Origin of the sequence: Actinokineospora spheciospongiae (assembly GCF_003182415.1) — a bacterium.
Lineage (GTDB): Bacteria > Actinomycetota > Actinomycetes > Mycobacteriales > Pseudonocardiaceae > Actinokineospora > Actinokineospora spheciospongiae.
Genome location: NZ_QHCP01000009.1, coordinates 64,798 through 77,968, shown reverse-complemented (window position 1 = coordinate 77,968; position 13,171 = coordinate 64,798). Strand labels below are relative to the sequence as shown.

13 protein-coding genes are annotated in these 13,171 nt (G+C 72.2%); 6 read left to right on the top strand and 7 right to left on the bottom strand.

Going from position 1 to position 13,171, the window contains the following annotated elements; translation table 11 throughout:
* Positions 1–81: 81 nt before the first annotated feature.
* A complete protein-coding gene (locus DFQ13_RS22635) occupies positions 82–1,329 on the top strand; it encodes a beta-ketoacyl-[acyl-carrier-protein] synthase family protein (protein WP_035283332.1) in 1,248 nt (415 codons plus the stop codon).
* A gap of 72 nt (positions 1,330–1,401) precedes the next feature.
* Here DFQ13_RS22635 and DFQ13_RS22630 read toward each other — a convergent pair whose 3' ends face one another.
* Together DFQ13_RS22630 and DFQ13_RS22625 are read right to left on the bottom strand one after the other, a co-directional pair.
* Positions 1,402–1,992 carry a hypothetical protein gene (locus DFQ13_RS22630; RefSeq protein ID WP_110081263.1) on the bottom strand — a complete coding sequence of 197 codons (591 nt, stop codon included), beginning with the start codon at positions 1,990–1,992 and terminating at the stop codon, positions 1,402–1,404.
* 61 nt (positions 1,993–2,053) lie between these two features.
* On the bottom strand, positions 2,054–2,557 hold the full coding sequence (locus DFQ13_RS22625) for a DUF3145 domain-containing protein (RefSeq protein WP_110081262.1): 504 nt from the start codon (positions 2,555–2,557) through the stop codon (positions 2,054–2,056).
* A gap of 379 nt (positions 2,558–2,936) precedes the next feature.
* Between DFQ13_RS22625 and DFQ13_RS22620 the strand changes: the two genes are divergently transcribed.
* Positions 2,937–4,208, top strand: a complete 1,272-nt coding sequence (locus DFQ13_RS22620) for a hypothetical protein (RefSeq protein WP_110081261.1) — start codon at positions 2,937–2,939, stop codon at positions 4,206–4,208.
* A gap of 431 nt (positions 4,209–4,639) precedes the next feature.
* Here DFQ13_RS22620 and DFQ13_RS22615 read toward each other — a convergent pair whose 3' ends face one another.
* Entirely contained in the window at positions 4,640–5,650 is a 1,011-nt protein-coding gene (locus tag DFQ13_RS22615) for a D-cysteine desulfhydrase family protein (protein WP_035278995.1), read from the bottom strand.
* Between the two features lie 439 nt (positions 5,651–6,089).
* Here DFQ13_RS22615 and DFQ13_RS22610 point away from each other — a divergent pair, with 439 nt between their 5' ends.
* Entirely contained in the window at positions 6,090–6,443 is a 354-nt protein-coding gene (locus tag DFQ13_RS22610; protein ID WP_035278997.1) for a histone-like nucleoid-structuring protein Lsr2, read from the top strand.
* A gap of 77 nt (positions 6,444–6,520) precedes the next feature.
* Here the strand turns inward: DFQ13_RS22610 and DFQ13_RS22605 are convergent, their stop codons facing one another.
* The 3 genes from DFQ13_RS22605 to DFQ13_RS22595 form a co-directional block, all read right to left on the bottom strand.
* Positions 6,521–7,396: an oxygenase MpaB family protein gene (locus tag DFQ13_RS22605; protein WP_110081260.1), complete on the bottom strand. Its 876-nt coding sequence runs from the start codon at positions 7,394–7,396 to the stop codon at positions 6,521–6,523.
* Between the two features lie 47 nt (positions 7,397–7,443).
* Entirely contained in the window at positions 7,444–8,271 is an 828-nt protein-coding gene (locus tag DFQ13_RS34045; RefSeq protein WP_181400113.1) for a hypothetical protein, read from the bottom strand.
* 244 nt (positions 8,272–8,515) lie between these two features.
* Positions 8,516–9,148 carry a TetR family transcriptional regulator gene (locus tag DFQ13_RS22595; RefSeq protein ID WP_233438534.1) on the bottom strand — a complete coding sequence of 211 codons (633 nt, stop codon included), beginning with the start codon at positions 9,146–9,148 and terminating at the stop codon, positions 8,516–8,518.
* Between the two features lie 299 nt (positions 9,149–9,447).
* Here DFQ13_RS22595 and DFQ13_RS22590 point away from each other — a divergent pair, with 299 nt between their 5' ends.
* From DFQ13_RS22590 to DFQ13_RS22580, 3 genes are read left to right on the top strand one after another with little or no spacing between them, the layout of a single operon-like run.
* The gene (locus DFQ13_RS22590; protein ID WP_233438533.1) at positions 9,448–10,401 is read left to right on the top strand and encodes a ferredoxin reductase; all 954 of its coding nucleotides are present in this window, start codon (positions 9,448–9,450) and stop codon (positions 10,399–10,401) included.
* A gap of 20 nt (positions 10,402–10,421) precedes the next feature.
* Positions 10,422–11,549 carry a fatty acid desaturase family protein gene (locus DFQ13_RS22585; protein WP_035279004.1) on the top strand — a complete coding sequence of 376 codons (1,128 nt, stop codon included), beginning with the start codon at positions 10,422–10,424 and terminating at the stop codon, positions 11,547–11,549.
* Between the two features lie 18 nt (positions 11,550–11,567).
* Complete coding sequence (locus DFQ13_RS22580; RefSeq protein WP_035279005.1) at positions 11,568–11,789, top strand: hypothetical protein; 222 nt, start codon at positions 11,568–11,570, stop codon at positions 11,787–11,789.
* 781 nt (positions 11,790–12,570) lie between these two features.
* Here DFQ13_RS22580 and DFQ13_RS22575 read toward each other — a convergent pair.
* Positions 12,571–12,984, bottom strand: coding sequence for a hypothetical protein (locus DFQ13_RS22575; protein ID WP_110081258.1), 414 nt, complete (start codon positions 12,982–12,984; stop codon positions 12,571–12,573).
* Between the last annotated feature and the right edge of the window lie 187 nt (positions 12,985–13,171).

The window sequence follows — 13,171 nt, the reverse complement described above, 5'->3', positions numbered from 1 at the left end:
CCGCTCCACCCGCACGAAACCCCGGGTCCCCGTGCCGCCCGGCACCCGGTCAGGCACACCACCCGCTGTGAAGGAACCGCCATGAGCAACGTCGATGTCGTCGTCACCGGGCTGGGCGCCACCACGCCGCTCGGCGGGGACGTCACGTCCACCTGGGATGCCCTGCTCGCGGGCGAGAACGGCATCCGGCGCAACGACAACGAGTGGGTCGAGAAGTACGACCTGCCCGCGCGCTTGGCCGCTCCCCTCGCCGTCGAGCCGACGGACGTGCTGCCGCGCGTGCAGGCCCGCCGCCTGGACCGCTGCGAGCAGGTGGCCCTGATCGCCGCGCGGGAGGCCTGGGCGGACGCCGGGTTCGACCTGCCCTCCGACGGCAGCGAACCGGTGGACCCGGACCGGCTCGGGGTCAGCATCGGCACCGGGGTCGGCGGACCGCTGACCCTGCTGGGCCAGGACGACCTCCTGGAGCAGCAGGGCCTGCGCAAGGTCTCGCCGCTGACGGTGCCGATGCTGATGCCCAACGGCCCGGCCGCGCACGTCGGGATCGAGCTGCGCGCCAGGGCGGGCGTGCACTCCCCGGCCTCGGCCTGCGCCTCCGGCGCCGAGGGCATCGCCACCGCCTGGCAGATGATCCAGAACGGCCGCGCCGACGTCGTCGTGGCCGGTGGCGCCGAGGCGTGCATCCACCCGATCACCGTGGCGGGCTTCTGCCAGTCGCGGACGCTGAGCACCCGCAACGACGCCCCGGACCGGGCCTCGCGGCCGTTCGACACCGACCGGGACGGGTTCGTCCTCGGTGAGGGGGCGGGCGTGCTGGTGCTCGAGCGCGCCGACCACGCCATCGCCCGCGGCGCGCGGATCTACGGCCGGGTCGCCGGGTACGGCATGACCTCCGACGCCTACCACATCACCGGCAACCACCCCGAGGGCCTGGGGCAGGTCAAGGCCATCGAGAACGCGGTGCGCGTGGCCGGGCTGACCGCGGCCGACATCGGCCACGTCAACGCGCACGCCACCTCCACGGTGGTCGGCGACGTCGGCGAGGCCGCCGCGATCCGCAAGGCCATCGGCGACCACCCGGTGCTCACCGCGCCGAAGTCCGCCATCGGCCACCTGGTCGGCGGTGCGGGCGCGGTGGAGAGCATCTTCACCCTGCTGTCGCTGTACTACGGGGTCATCCCCGCCACCCGCAACCTGGAGAACCTGGACCCGCGGGTCGAGCTGGACGTGGTCACCGGGCAGCCGCGCAAGGTGGAGATCACCGCCGCGGTGAACGACTCGTTCGGCTTCGGCGGGCACAACGTCGCCCTGGTCTTCACGACCGCCTGACCGGCGCCCGCCGCGGCGAGGAGGACCCGTCCCGGGTGGGGCGGGTCCTCCTGTCGTTCCACTGAGGACTGATCAGCAGGAGTCGTGCTGGGGGCTGGCGCCGGTGGCGGTCATGTCGAGGCGCCACTGCCCCCCGGTGAGGATCAGCGGGTAGACCACGCTCCAGCGGATGCAGTCGACCGGCAGCTCCGGCGGGGCGTCGGCCGGGTCCTGCTTGCTGACGAAGGTGAGCAGGACCCTGGCGGTGTTCGGCGGACCCGTCTCGATGCGGTAGACGACGATGGTGCCGTCGGTCGTCGTGGCGTAGTTGCGCTGCCAGTCGGGTTCCGGCATGGCCTTGACGCGGTCGTCGGTGACCGTGGTCTTCCAGCGGTCGTAGTTCTTGCCGTTGATCGCGTCGAAGTGGGTCTGCAGGAGTTGGCGGGTGGTCTCGTAGAGGGGGTGGCCGACGGCGTCGGCGGTGCCCCGGACGTCGCGGGGACCGGGTTGGGCGGCGGCGGGGACGGCGGACTCGGTCGGCACGACCGCCGACGCGGGCGGGGAGGTCCTGGTGACCGGGTCGAGGTAGAACTCGCGGGCCAGCAGCCCCGCCACCGCGGTCAGCACGACCGCGACCAGCACCACCGGCAGCACCCACCGCTGCCCACCACCCGACTCGCGCACGGGTGCCAGCGTGCCACAGCGGGCCCGCTGCCCGGGCGCGGCCGAGCGGGGCCGCGGCGGGCTAGCCGACGCGGTGCAGCCAGGTGATGGGGGCGCCGTCGCCCGCGCGGCGGTAGGGTTCCAGGGCTTCGTCCCAGGAGGCGCCGAGCAGTTCGTCGACCTTGAAGGCGAAGGACTCGCCGCCCCGGGCGGTGGCGGCGACGGCGCGCAGTTGGTCCTCACCGACGACGATGTCGCCGTTGGCGCCGGTGCGGGCGTGCCACAGGCCCAGGGCCGGGGCGTAGCAGAACCGCTCGCCGTCGACACCCGCGCTGGGTTCCTCGGTGACCTCGAAGCGGATCATCGGCCAGGCCCGCAGCCCGGCCGCCAGCTTGGCACCGGTGCCCGCGTCGCCGGTCCACGCGCACTCGGCGCGCAACTGGCCGGGGGCGGCGGGCTGCGCGGTCCAGCGCAACTCCGCGCGGACCCCGAGGGTGCCCGAAATCGACCACTCGACGTGCGGACACACCGCAGACGGCGACGAGTGGACGTACACCACACCTTGGGTGTTTCCACGGGTGCTCACTGCTGACCTCCGCTGCTCGACGAGGATCGTCTTCCCCTACGTCCATCGCGCTCAACGGTTGACCGGCGGTGATCGCCCGCGATCATTGTGCCCTGCCGCCGGACTCCTTGGCCACACGAACGGCGAAAGACACCGCCCGGTGCGCGGATTCCGTCGGCCGGTGACGAACAACGGGTGTCCACCGCGAACTCCCCGCACCCGATCACTCACGAAGCGGCGTCACCAGGGGGCGGAGCACCGATGGCGAGGCACCACCGCGTTCGACCAAGATCCGCGAATCGAGGTCGCCGGTCCGCGGAATGGCCACCGGGGATACCGTGTCGCACACTGGCCGTGGGGGGTTCCACGTGATCAGGCCGCGACTGGTGGAGGTGCCGCGTTGCGCACACTGCGACTCGGTGACACGGCGTCGTCCGTCGGCAACGACCTGCGGGCCGCGTTGGCCTCCTGGGGGCGCGGCGACGGCGTCGCGGGTGGGGTGGCGCTGATCGGGTACCGGCCGCCGGACCACCCCGAACCGCTCGAAGCGGTCATCCTGCTGCCCCGCGCGGTCCTGGTGGTGGTCGGCGTCGACCTGCCCGACCCGGCGATGCGGCTGGAGGCACCGCTGTCGGGGGTGTGGAAGACCGACGGCTGGCCGCTGACCCGCCAGGACGGACCGGTGAACCCGGCGGTCGACGCGCTCGGAGCGACCTCGGCGGTGTCCGACGCCCTGGAGTCCGCCAGGGCCGAACCGCTGCCGACCGGCACCGTGGTCGCGGTCGGCCCGTACGTCGGGCAGGTCTCGCAGCCCAGCGCCGACCTGGTGCGCGGCGTGCGCATCCTGCACCCGGAACCCAAGTCGCTGCTGACCGCCGCGCGCGAGCTGTCCACGCACACCCGCGTCTGCCCGGCCACCGACGCCCGCCGGATGCTGACCGCGCTCGGCGTGGAACTCGACCACGCCGACCTGGTCGCCGAGGGCTTCGGCGACGTGGTGGCCCCCGCGGTCGCCGCGGCGAGCACCACGTTCATCCCCAAGATCGCCCTGGAGGCGAACCGGCCCGAGCCCGCCCAGGCGCGGCAGCGGTCGCTGCGGTGGCTGCCGATCGCCGCCGTGCTCCTGGTGGCGGTGCTGCTGATCACCGGCATCGCGGTGGCCATCAGCTCCGCCGACGAGGACCCCGGCGGCGGGCAGGCCCCCCACTCCTCCGGCTCGGCGGTCCCGGTCGAGGGCATCGGCTACACCGCCCGCGGCACCGCGGAGGCCACCGACTGCGCCGCACACGCGTTCGGCGACGTGCAGGCGTGGTTGCAGGCCAACCGGTGCGCCCGGCTGATCCGGGCCCGCTTCGAGGCCGCGGACCGCGACGGCAGGCAGGCCGCGGTCCTGGTGTCGGTGCTGCGCTTCGCGGGCAGCACCTCCGGGGCGGAGCTGCGCGCGGTCGCCGACCGACCGGGTGCGGGCGGCGTGCGCGACCAGGCCGCCGAGGGCGTGCCATGGCCGGGCGATCGCCAGCCCGCGTTCACCTCCGCCGCCTACGCCAGCGGCCGCGAGGGCAACAGCGTCAAGCTGGTGCAGGCGGTGTGGCTCGACCAGGCCTCGACACCGGAGGACCCGGCACTGCGCGAGATCGCGACCAGAGCGCTGCGGTTGGGCACCGGCACCTGAGGGCCAGGTCCTGCCCGCACAGCAAGCCGCCCACCCCCACAACCACCGACCCGGCAAGCGAATGCCCGCATGAGTGGATGTGCTGCTTGGTCAGCCGACCGCCCCGAGAACCGGCGGCCCGGCCAAGCAGAGGCCGGGTGGGCGGATGCCCTGAACGCAGGCCGACCACCCCGAAACCGCCGGCCCGACCAAGCAACTGCCCGGGTGGGTGGATGTGTTTGGCCGGGGGTGGCGATCATGTGACAGCCTGCCTGGGCGGTGGGGCATCTTTTCAGCCCCACCTGACGCACTGGAGCACATGATCGCCATAGGGGCCCCGGCCAAACACATCCACCCAGCCGGGCACCACCAACCAAAGACCGGGCTTTGAACCGACAGCACACGGCCCGGGTTCAGCGAAGCGGACCCACCCACGCCCACAAAGCCCGGGCCTAGGAACCCGCGCGGGCCAGCAGGTCCGGCGCGTAGGCGAACAACCCGGGCAACCCGCCGGTGTGCAAGAACACCACCGTCTCCCCCGGCGCGATCTCACCGGTGCGGACCCGGTCGACCAGGCAGGCCGCGGCCTTGCCGGTGTAGACGGGGTCCAGGGTCACGCCCTCGGTGCGCGCGAACAGCTCCAGCGCCCGCCACATCTCCTCGGTGGGCACCCCGTAGGCCGGTCCGACCGCCCGGTCGTCGACCACCAGCTCCGGCAGGGCGGGCTCGGCCGCGCCCAGCAGCCCGGCCGCGGCCCCGGCGAGGCGGGTGATGTCGGCGCGGGACTCCTCGGCGGTGTGGGAGACGCAGGCGGCCTCGACCCGCGTGGTGCGGCAGAGCAGTTCGGCGCCCAGGGCGACCCCGGCCGCGGTGCCCGCGCTGCCGACGGGCACCACCAGGGTGCCCACGTCCAAGCCGAGCGAGTCGACCTGCTGGAACAGCTCCACGGTGGCCGCCACGTAGCCCAGCACGCCGACCTCGTCGGAACCGCCGACCGGGAAGGTGGCGACGGTGCGGCCCTGCGCCTCGGCCTCGGCGAGCAGCCGGTTGTAGACGGCGGCGGTCTCCTCCGCGTCCGCGCAGAGGTGCACGTTCGCGCCGTAGAGGTGGTCGAGGACGATGTTGCCGGATTCTTCGTAGGCCTGGCCGGTGCGCGCGACGCTGCGGGTCAGCACCAGTTCGCAGCGCAGGCCCAGGCGGGCGCAGGCGGCGGCGGTCTGGCGGCCGTGGTTGGTCTGCACGGCGCCGAAGGTGATGACCGTGTCGGCGCCCCGGTCGAGCGCGGCGCCGAGCAGGAACTCCAGTTTCCGCAATTTGTTCCCGCCCGCGCCGACACCGCCGACGTCGTCGCGCTTGAGCAGGAGCTGAATGCCGAGCTCGGCACCCAGCCGGGGGCACTCGTCCAACGGGGTGGGCCAATGGCCGAGCGCGACGCGCGGGAAGGCGCTCAGGTCGATGGTCATGGTCGCACCCTATCCGGGTGGCGGGCGCATTCCCACGCGCCACCCGAGGTCGCGGCGGAGTGCCGAATACCAGCACCGCGCACCCGACAGCGGTGCACTTCGGGTAAGAACACCCCGAAATTCACCCACGACCGCCCCGGGCCGCAATAGGCGCACCGGCTGACCAGTGCCGATGGGCCTCATACGATCGCGTGACCGCGCGCGGGGCACCGGCCGGCGGCGCGAATCGGGCAGGTCGTTTTCCCGCCGACCGCCGCCGGGGGCGGCGCATGCGGCAATATGACTCGTACGACACACGGCACCGCCTGACGTCGACCCGACGGCGATACCGATACCCTTCTGGACGACCGGGCCGCATTAGTGGGCCCACGCCGGGAGAGCACCGGGGAATTCACCGGGTTCCCGTGCCGTAAACGACTCACATCACGCGGAGGAAACCGTGGCCCAGAAGACCGTTGTCGAACTCGTCGACGACCTAGACGGCGGAACGGCCGACGAGACCGTCACCTTCGCCCTCGACGGTGTGGACTTCATGATCGACCTTTCCCGGGACAACGCCGCCCGGCTGCGCGACTCGCTGGCCGAGTTCGTCGGGCACGCCCGGCGCACCGGTGGCCGCAAGGGCACCAGGGCCGTCGCGGTGAACGGCGCCCGCAAGTCCGCCACCGCGGGCGAGAAGGCCGACAACCAGGCGATCCGCGAGTGGGCGCGCAGCCAGGGCGAGAACATCGCCGAGCGCGGCCGCATCCCGCAGGCGCTGGTGATCAAGTTCCAGGAGGCGCACGGGGAGTGATCCCCTGACCGGCCGGGCCCGCGGGCGCGGGTCCGGCACCGCGGTCGGCGGCTCCGGCAGTTCCGGCGACCCCGGCGTCAGCAGGCAGGCAGGCGGTCGAGCGAGGGCGCGGCCCAGTCGCCGAGCCTGCGCACGGCGTCGACGAAGGCGGGCTGGGCCGAGCTGTCCTCGCGGCGCAACCGGGGCAGCACCACCTGGGCGGTCGCGCGCAGCCCGCGGGCGGCGGCGGTGGTCAGCGCGGGCGGGTAGCCGCGGCGGCCGTGCAGCCTGCGGGCCCAGCCGGGCAGCAGCGAGTAGGCCAGGTGCGAGACGGTCGGCTCGTAGACGCGCACGCCCAGCGCCAGCCAGCCCCGCACCGGGGGCCGGTGCAGGAAGTCGTAGATCACGTCACTGCCCGCCGTCCGCCGCAGCACCGGGTACACGCCGCGCAGGTAGGCCGACATCTCCGCGAGCGACCCGGGCACCTCGGCGGGGTCCAGGCCGACGAGCGCGGCCACCTGGCGCTGCTCGTGCAGGTAGCGGTCGGCCTGGGCGCGCGTCAGCGGGCAGCCCGCGCGGCCCAGTGCGGTCAGGAACGACGACACCTCCGCGCAGTGCACCCACAGCAGCAGTTCCGGGTCGTCGACCCGGAACACCTCCCCCGTGTCCGGGTCGGTGGCCCGCAGCGCCCGGTGGACCCGGCGCACCGCGGCCCCGGCGGCGCGGGCCTGGGTGAGCGTGCCGTAGGTGCTGGTGCCGACGAACTCCGCCGTGCGGATGAGCCTGCCCAGCGGGTCGGTCCGGAAGTCGGAGTTCTGCACGACCCCGGCGACCGCGCGCGGGTGCAGCGCCTGCAGGTACAGGCTGCGGACGCCGCCGAGCCACAGCGCGGGGTCGGCGTGCACCTGCCAGGTCACCGAGTCGGGGCCGAACAGCCCCAGCTCCTCGGCGTCGATCGCGACCGGCCTGCTCATGGCCCCAGTCTCCCCCGCCGCGCCCGGGTCCGCTGGTGCGGCGGTCGCTAGGAGGTGGACTGCTCCTGCCGGGGCCGCCCGCCGCGCGACCCGTCGGCGTCCGCGGGCTCCCGGTCGGACTCGCCCGGCTCGTCCGCGACCCGGTCGTCCTCGTCGAGGTCGTCCTGGTCGTCCTGGTCGTCCTGGTGGTCGCCGTTGTCGGATTCGTCGTGATCGTCGTGGTCGCTGTCGTCGTGGTCGACCGATTCCTCATCGTCCACTTCGTCGTCCGCTTCGTCGTGGTCGTCGTCGTCGAGGTCGGTGTCCTCGATGTTCTCGGCGTCCTCGTCGTCGAGGTCGGTGAAGTCGTCGAAGTCCTCGGCGTCCTCGTAGTACTCGTCGGCGCCGTCGTAGGCCATCTCCTCGACCGTGTGCCGCAACCTGCCGATCCGGGAGGGCGCGCGCTCGCGGCCCAGGCTCAGGAAGGCCAGCGAGTACAGCGAGAGCCGGTCGCCGTCGCGGGTGAGCAGGACCGGCCTGCGCACGACCCGCCCGGCGGGCACCTCCATGCCGACGACCTCGTCCCACTCCACCATCCAGGAGCGCACCAGGATCGACCGCTCCTCCACGGCCTCGGTGGTGACCCGCACGCCGGAGTTGTAGAAGGTGTCGATCAGCACGAAGCCGAGCACGATGAACACCGCGGCCAGCACGAACCCGAGCACGTCGTCGAGGCCGAGCACCGCCAGGGAGACCAGCAGGATCAGCGAGCCGAGCACCACGCCGATCCACCGCCAGCGCGCGTGCAACTGGTACGGCAGGTCGGCGGCCGTGTTCGCGGCTGTCCTCGCGCCCATGTCCGCCACGCCCTCTCGCTCGGCCGCCCGCTGCGCCACACCGCTAGGCAACATAGTCCGCGCGGGCGCCCGGCGACACCGTCGGTGCGGCACAGTCTGGGAACGACCCGAAATTGCTCACCTCGTGCGATGTTTTGCCGCGCGCAATGAACAGCCTTGATGACAATGGCCAAAATAGTCGCGGAAATCCGGATGAACCGTCCACACCGTGTTGGCTATCACAGCATTTGTGTACTATTCAGTCCGACCGCGGCGCAGTGGAGCGCCGAGCAACCGGTGCAATTCAGGGACGGCGCCAGTGGGCCATGCCGAGCGCGATCAGCCGCAGTTGCTGCTCGGCGACCGAGACCACCTCGGCCTCCGCCCTCGGGTCGCCGGACACGTCGAGCAGCGCCGTGACCACGGACAACATGGCTCCGACCATCAGGTCGGCGACCATCCGCAGGTCGTCGGCGTCCCAGTCGGCCATGCCGGGGTAGCGGGCCAGGTCGGTGGCCAGCTCGCTGCCGAGCAGCCGCAGCTCCCCCGCGATGGACTTGCGCACCTCGGCCACACCGCCATATCGCTCGCGGATGAGAAAGCGGAAATGCGAAGGAGACCGACCGACTTGCTGGACCAGAATGGCCACCGAGCCGCGAATGGCGTCGTCGGCCGGTTTGCGCCGCGCCGAGCGCAGCATGGCGCGCAGGGTCCGCATGCTCTCCTCGACCAGCGCCACGCCCAGCTCGCCGATCGACGGGAAGTGCCGGTAGAAGGCGGTGGGCACGATGCCCGCCTCGCGGGTGACCTCGCGCAGGCTCAGGCCTGCGAGGCTGGTGTCGGCGAGGAGCCGCAGCGCGGAGTCGAGCAGGGCCTGCCGCGTGCGGCGCTTGCGCTCCTGCCGGGTTCCGACCGCACCGGACACGTCCTCAGCCACGGCACCGACCCTATCGCCCCGCCGCGTCCCGGCCTCCCGCATCGGTCCTCCCACACGCACTGTTCGTCACATCACACGGCCATCCGGTTGACAGCGACCAAGATCCGCGTTGCACTTTTCAGTGTACGCACGTTCACTGAAATTGGAGGCACGCGGTGACGGCCCAGCTGGAACGCAAGCGCCGATTCCGTGGGTTGCACCTGTTAGAGGCCCTGGCGACGCCACACAGCATCGACCGGTACCTCGAACTCCTGCATCCGATGCTGGTTCTCCGCGAAATTCGTGGTGAGGTGACAAGTGTGCACCGAACGACCCGCGACTCGGTGACCCTCACGATCCGCCCGAACAGGCGCTGGCGCGGTTTCACCGCCGGTCAGCACGTGCGGGTGGGCGTCGAGATCAACGGTGTGCGCCACACCCGCTACTACTCCCCCGCCACCTCCGAGCGCAGCCGCGACGGCCGGTTCGAGCTGACCGTCAAGGCGCACGACAGCGGCCGGGTGTCGCGGTGGCTGCACGCCAACGCCCGCCGGGGCCTGGTGCTGCACCTCTCGCCCGCCGAGGGTGAGTTCACCCTCCCCACCACCCGCCCGGACCGGGTGCTGCTGGTCAGCGGCGGCAGCGGCATCACGCCGGTGATGTCGATGCTGCGCACGCTGACCGACGAGGGCCACCGCGGCGAGATCGTCTTCCTGCACTACGCCTACACCGAGGCGGACGTGCCCTACCTGAACGCGCTGCGCGAACTGGCCGCCCGCCACGACAACGTGCGGCTGCTGCTGGCCTACACCGACGTCGAGGGCGGTGACCTGCACGGGTTCTTCACCGAGGAGCACCTGCGCGCGGCGGCGCCGTGGTTCGCCGAGACCGACACCTACCTGTGCGGCCCGCCCGGGCTGATGGCCGGGGCCCGGCAGGTGTTCGACCGGCTCGGGGTCGCCCACCGGCTGCGCACCGAGGACTTCGCCCCGCCGCCGATCACCGTCGACGCCGAGGACGCGACCGGGGAGGTCACCTTCGGCCGCAGCGCCACCACCGCGCCCAACTCCGGGCGGACGCTGCTGGAGCAGGCCGAGGCCGCCGGGCTGAAGCCGGAGTTCGGCTGCCGGATGGGCATCTGCTTCACCTGCACCAGCGTCAAGACCAGCGGGTGCACCCGCGACGTGCGCAACGGCGAGCTGTCCACCGACCCGGAGGAGGAGATCCAGATCTGCGTCTCCGTACCGGTCGGCGACGTCGCCATCGACATCTGACCCCTCCTGGAGCATCGGACATGACCACCAAGACCCCCCGACTGACCCCGCAGCAGTTCGAGGAGCTGGGCAAGGACCTCGACGCGCTGCGCCAGCGCCTGCTCGACGACCTGGGCGAGGAGGACCGCAAGTACATCTACGACGTGGTCAAGGTGCAGCGCGCCCTCGAGGTCGCGGGCCGCGGCCTGCTGATGGCCAGCTCCTTCCCGCCCGCCTGGATCGCCGGGACCGCGGCGCTCTCCCTGTCGAAGATCATCGACAACATGGAGATCGGCCACAACGTCATGCACGGCCAGTACGACTGGATGCGCGACCCGGCCATGAACTCGAAGATGTTCGAGTGGGACAACGTGGCGCCCGGGGAGAACTGGAAGCACTCCCACAACTACATCCACCACACCTACACCAACATCCTCGGCAAGGACCGCGACATCGGCTACGGCGTGCTGCGGATGGACGAGGGCCAGCGGTGGAACCCGTACTACCTGGGCAACCCGGCGTACGCGTTCGCGCTGATGGTGTTCTTCGAGTGGGGCGTGATGCTGCACGACCTGGAGGTCGACAACCTGCGCACCGGCCGCAAGAAGTGGTCGGAGACCGCGGGTGTGCGCCGCCGCATGTGGCACAAGGGCCTCAAGCAGGTCCTCAAGGACTACGTGCTGTTCCCGGCGCTGACCGGCCCCCAGTTCGTGGCCACCGCGACGGCCAACGCCACGGCGAACCTGGTCCGCAACATCTGGGCGTTCTCGATCATCTTCTGCGGCCACTTCCCCACCGGGGTGGAGAGCTTCACCGAGGACGAGACCAAGGACGAGACCCGCGGCGAGTGGTACTTCCGGCAGATGCTGGGCTCGGCGAACATCTCCGGCAGCCCGCTGTTCCACATCATGACCGGCAACCTGTCGCACCAGATCGAGCACCACCTGTTCCCGGACATCCCGGCCCGCCGCTACCCGCAGATCGCGGGCGAGGTCCGGGCGATCTGCGAGAAGTACGGCCTGCCCTACAACACCGGCGGCCTGACCAAGCAGCTCAGCTCGGTCGCGGCGAAGATCGTCAAGCTGGCGCTGCCGGACCGGTTCTGGCGCAAGCCGTCGAACCCGGGTACCCGTAACGTCAAGGAGGGCCGCGCGCTCCGCGTGGCATGACCGGGATGGGGACTGCACATGGTCAGTGAGTTCGAGAGCACCAAGGACACCGTCCAGGAGATCACCGAGTCGGCCGCCGTGCACGTCGGCCGCATCGCCCAGATCGTCACCGGGGCGATCGTCGACATCGCCCGCGAAATCGGCGACCTGGCAACCGACGTGTTCGAGATGCGGGAGGCCAAGGAGCGGGCAGCAGCAGACCGCGAGCCCCTCCCGACGGTGGTCGACCCGACCCCCTGACAGGAAAGAACCACAACGGTGGCGCACCGCGACTTGGTCGCGGTGCGCCACCGCCGTTTCCGGGCCGCCCCGGTGGACCACAACGGCCACCAGCCGACCCCCACCGGCGCAGCCACAAACCAGCCACCCCATCCACCACCAACCCGGCGGCCAGCCACACCCCGACCCCCATCGGCGCGGTCACCGACCACCCCACCCACCGCCGACCGGGCAGCCAGCCACACCCAACCCCACCAGCACAGCCGCCAACCGCCCCGCCAACCGCCAGCCAAGCGCCAGCCACACCCACCCCCCCCCACCACCAGCACAGCCGCCAACCACTCCGCCAACCGCAGCCCAAGCGGCCAGCCACACCGGCCCCACTGTGCGCAGCCGCCGACCACCCAACGAACCGGCGGCCCGGCTACGGACATGCCCGGGTGGGTGGATGTGCTTGGGTGGGGGAGACGATCATGTGCAAGCCTGCCTGGGCTGTGGGGCATCTCTTCAGCCCCACTCGGTCACACTGGGCGCATGATCGGCGTAGGGGCCCCGCCCAAGCAGATCCACCCACCCGGGCACGCCCCCAAAAATCCCGGGCCCTTAAACCACAGCCACGGCCGAACACCCGGCACCCAAGCCCAAGCCCCAACCTCCAAGCCCACCGCGCGTCACCGCTGTCCCCCGGTGCACCGCACCGGGGGACAGCGGTGACGCGAACACGCCCGCCGACCCTGACCCCTCGAACCGGAACCGGCGCCACCTCCGCGCCCGGAAAAACGACCCGTCGCCCCCGACGGGTCTAGGCGGCTTCCCGGTTCCCCTCCGGCAGGTGCTCCCCCACCTGCCCCAGGGTCGACGTGCGTGGGCGGGGGCGGCCGGGCGGGTCGGTTCCCCGCGCCGGTGCCACCCCGAGGACGACCACGGCGACGGGGCCGCCGAGGCCGGAGAACGCGGCGCGCCAAGCGCCGTGCAGCAGGGCGGGGATGAGCAGCACCGCCGCCCGCAACCGCCGCGCCAGCCGGGCCACCCCGTCGGAGACGGCCGGGCCCGCGCCGCCCGGGCGGGTGGCGGGGTCGACCGCGGCCAGCAGGGCGGTGGTGATCCGGTCGGAGTCGCGCCGGGTGGGCGACAGCGTCCAGGGCGCGGGGTCCCCGGGCCGGACGCGGCCCGCGGGCGGTTCCTGGCCGCGGGTGCGGTGCGCTGTGCTGTGCATGTCGGTGCCCAGTCCCTCGGTTCGGCTTTCCCGGTGGCGGCGGAGCCGGTGCCCGGTGTCGGTCGAATCGCTCCGCGGTGGGTGTTGCCACAATCTCCACTGAAGAGTGAAATGGAGCCGAAACCGCACGTCGAGCGCCGGGTGGTCCGCCGTCTACGGCGAACGGTAGTCGATCCTCCGGGCGAAC